Source organism: Fretibacterium fastidiosum (genome assembly GCF_000210715.1).
Lineage (GTDB): Bacteria > Synergistota > Synergistia > Synergistales > Aminobacteriaceae > Fretibacterium > Fretibacterium fastidiosum.
This window is the reverse complement of the sequence record NC_021038.1, coordinates 1,254,081-1,257,384: the sequence shown is the minus strand read 5'-3', so window position 1 is coordinate 1,257,384 and position 3,304 is coordinate 1,254,081. Positions and strand designations below refer to the sequence as shown.

3 protein-coding genes are annotated in these 3,304 nt (G+C 65.4%); 2 read left to right on the top strand and 1 reads right to left on the bottom strand.

The genetic code is table 11. The features are described 5' to 3' along the window. Positions 1–7: 7 nt before the first annotated feature. Positions 8–742, top strand: a complete 735-nt coding sequence (locus tag SY1_RS05795; RefSeq protein ID WP_015556467.1) for a DedA family protein — start codon at positions 8–10, stop codon at positions 740–742. On the opposite strand, the gene SY1_RS05790 is transcribed toward SY1_RS05795, so the two are convergent. After that, entirely contained in the window at positions 690–2,060 is a 1,371-nt protein-coding gene (locus SY1_RS05790) for a sensor histidine kinase (RefSeq protein ID WP_015556466.1), read from the bottom strand. The genes SY1_RS05795 and SY1_RS05790 overlap by 53 nt on opposite strands. Before the next feature lie 166 nt (positions 2,061–2,226). Here SY1_RS05790 and rlmN point away from each other — a divergent pair. Further along, a partial coding sequence (gene rlmN / locus SY1_RS05785) for a dual-specificity RNA methyltransferase RlmN (protein ID WP_208873044.1) occupies positions 2,227–3,304 on the top strand: 1,078 nt, incomplete at its 3' end.

Sequence of the window (3,304 nt, the reverse complement as noted above, 5' to 3'; positions counted from 1 at the left end):
AAAAGAGATGCTCGTACATTGGAAGAAACTGGTCCTTCTCGCGGCGCTGTGCGGCGCCCTCTGCTGCGCGGCCCTGGCCTTTGCCGCGCCGCTTCGGGACGCCTTTGGCGGCTTCGTCACCTGGCTGGTGGAGACGATCGGGCGCCTGGGCTACGCGGGGATAGCGGCCCTGATGTTCCTGGAATCCTCGTTCTTCCCCTTCCCCAGCGAGGTGGTGATGCCCCCCGCGGGGTATTTGGCGTGGCGTGGCGAGATGTCCCTCTGGGGAGCCATCGCCGCCGGCATCGTGGGCAGCGTCCTCGGCGCGCTCTTCAACTATTGGGTGGCGGTCCGCCTGGGGCGCCCGCTGCTCCTGAAGTACGGCAGGTACTTCCTGGTGTCGGAGGAGTCCGTGTCGAAGGCGGAGGGGTTCTTCATCCGGCACGGGCACGTCAGCACCCTCGTCGGCCGGCTGGTGCCCGTCATCCGCCAGTACATCTCGCTTCCTGCCGGCATCGCCCGAATGCCGCTCGGAACCTTCACGGCCTTCACGGCGCTGGGCGCCGGGGGGTGGGTCGTGGCCCTGACGCTCGTGGGCTACCTTCTGGGGGGGCACCAGGAGGGGCTGGGGCGCTACCTGCACGTCATCAGCCTGGGCTGCGTCGGCGTGGCGCTCCTCATCGCCGCGGGCTACGCCGCGTGGCTGTGCCTCAGGCGTCGGGCGTCGAAGGCCGCGGGCCCTGGAGGATTGGGAGGTAAATAACCACCCTGGCCCCGCGCTTTTGGTCCTTTCGGCTGGTGATCGCCAAGGAGCCCCCGTGCAGCGAGATCACCCGCCGCGTGAAGGCCAGGCCCAGCCCCGTGGAGCCCCAGCCGGACTGTCCCGCCGCCTGAGTTCCGCTGTAGCCGGGGCCGTTGTCGATGATCTCGAACTCCGCCATGCGTCCGTGGATGTCCAGCCGCACCTGCAGCAGGATGCCGTGGGCGCCCACCAGCGCGTTGCCGCGCCAGGCGTTGTCCAGGATGTTGAAGATGGCCCGGATGAGGCGCAGCTTGTTCGCCATGATGTGCGCTCCCTCGACCTCCGGGGCGGCGTGCATCGAAACCTCGTCCTTCCACGGGAAGGCGCTGCTGTGGCGCTCGATCGTGCGGAAGAGCTCGCTTAGGGCAAGGTCGTGCTTCTCGTCCCCCGACAGGAGCTCCTGGGTCATGGTTCCCATGTAGTCCGCGGCCTTCAGGAGGAGCGCCGTTCTCTCGGAGGGCTCCTTTTTGTCCATCATCCTTGCCGTGCCCTTGATGACGGCGATGACGTTCTTCATGTCGTGCACGAGGTTGTTGACGTCCAGCATGTTGATCCCGCTGACGCTCGTCTCGCCGCGCTTCAGCTCCGCGCCGATCCAGGAGTTCTTCAGGACGCTCAGGCGGATGGAGTACTTGACCAGCAGCCAGGACGAGGACATGGCGCCGGCCAGGAAGCAGAAGAAGAGCGTAAAGCCCGTCATGCTGACGAAGGCGGCGTCGGCCTCCGGCAGGGCGGACTGGGGGAAGGGCACCCCCGTGATCATCTCCAGGCTGTGGGAGGCGAAGAGCCAGAGGATGAGGGCCAGGCTGCGGTCCAGCACGTTTTCCACGCGCAGGGTGAGGGCGTGGAACAGGCACAGCAGGAGGAAGGCCAGGACGGGGCTCATGGAAAAGGAGAGCGTCAGGTTCGGGGAGAGGTGCGGCAGGAGCCACGCGGTTGCCATGAAGGCTACAGGAGGGACCACGATGTTGACCGCGTCCGCAAAATGCGCCGTGCGGTGCGAGAGCCTTCGGGCGACGGCCTGCCAGGCGACGACGATCAGCATGTTCTGCAGCCCGTGGATCAAAACCCTGGAGAGGGCGAAGGAGAGCGTCGTGACGTTGCCCTGCCTGTCGAGGAGATGTCCGTGAAGCCTCAACAGGAGGGCGTTGCCGTAGTAGACGACGAGGAACGCCGCCAGGAATACGGCGGCCAAAGAACAGAGCCGGGATATGATCTGAAGCGTGGCCCCGCGCTGCGGCGGAGCCTGAAGCCCGTTTTCCTCGAATGGCGTCGGCATGGTATGGCCTCCTCTGGTCTGCGCCGGGTGAATTGGCGGACGTCCCCGTGGGGCGTCCGGGACTTTGTTGTCGTTATTATAATAAACGATAATGGACGCTCAAGACAACGCTTGAGAAATTTTTTTGAAAAGGAGCGGCGCGAGGACACGTCATCGCGAGGAAATCATGAAGAACCCTGAGAGCCCTGCGGATAATTTGTTGACGGCGGAGGATGACGCCCTCTCCCTGAGCTGCGATGCCTGGAGGAGGGTGATGGAGGGGCTGGGCGAGCCGCGCTTTCGAGCGGATCAAATCTGCCAGTGGATCTACGGTCACAAGGTCTTCGACTACCACGAGATGAGCAGCCTCTCGAAGTCCCTGCGGGAGCGGCTGTGCGGGACGGTCCTGATGACCCTGCCCATCCTGATTCAAGACCGGCGATCGAGGGACGGCACGCGGAAGTACCTGTGGCAGATGGCGGACGGTTCGCGCGTCGAGTCCGTGCTGCTGGACCACGGAGGGCACAGGACGGCCTGCATCTCAAGCCAGGTCGGCTGCCCCCTCGCCTGCACCTTCTGCGCGACGGGGACCCTGGGCTTCGCGAGGAACCTGACGCCCGGAGAGATCGTCGGGCAGTTTCTTATGATGGAACGGCGCGTCCTGGACGCGGGGTTGGGGCCGGGGATCAACAACGTCGTCTTCATGGGGATGGGGGAGCCCCTGCTGAACGAGCGGAACGTCTTTGAGAGCATCCGCGCCCTCAACCACCCGAAGATGAGGAACCTGGGGGCCCGGCACATCACGATCTCCACCTCCGGCATCGTGCCCGGCATCGAGGACCTGGCGGACTTCGAGATTCCGCTGAGGCTCTCGATCTCCCTGCACGCGCCGAACGACGAGCTGCGGTCCCGGCTCATGCCCATCAACCGAAAGTACCCCCTGAGCCGCCTGGTGGAGGCGCTGCGCCTCTACCGCCGCCGTACGGGGGAGCGCATCACGATCGAGTACGCGATGATCGACGGGGTCAACGACGCCCCTCAGATGGCCTACGAGATGGCGGCGCTGTTGGACGGCCTGGACCCTTACGTCAACCTGATCCCCTACAACCCTATCCCCATGCGGCCGGACCTTCGCCGCTCTCCGGAAGGGCGCGTCAAGGCGTTCTGTGCCGCGCTGTCCGAGCTGCACATCGAGTTCGAGGTCCGGAAGGAGCGCGGCGCGGACATCATGGCCGCCTGCGGGCAGCTTGCGGCCGTCAAGGCTT

Coding starts and splice junctions, on each gene's coding strand:
- SY1_RS05795 (WP_015556467.1), top strand. CDS start 8: ATGCTCGTACATTGGAAGAAACTGGTCCTTCTCGCGGCGCTGTGCGGC.
- SY1_RS05790 (WP_015556466.1), bottom strand. CDS start 2,060: ATGCCGACGCCATTCGAGGAAAACGGGCTTCAGGCTCCGCCGCAGCGC.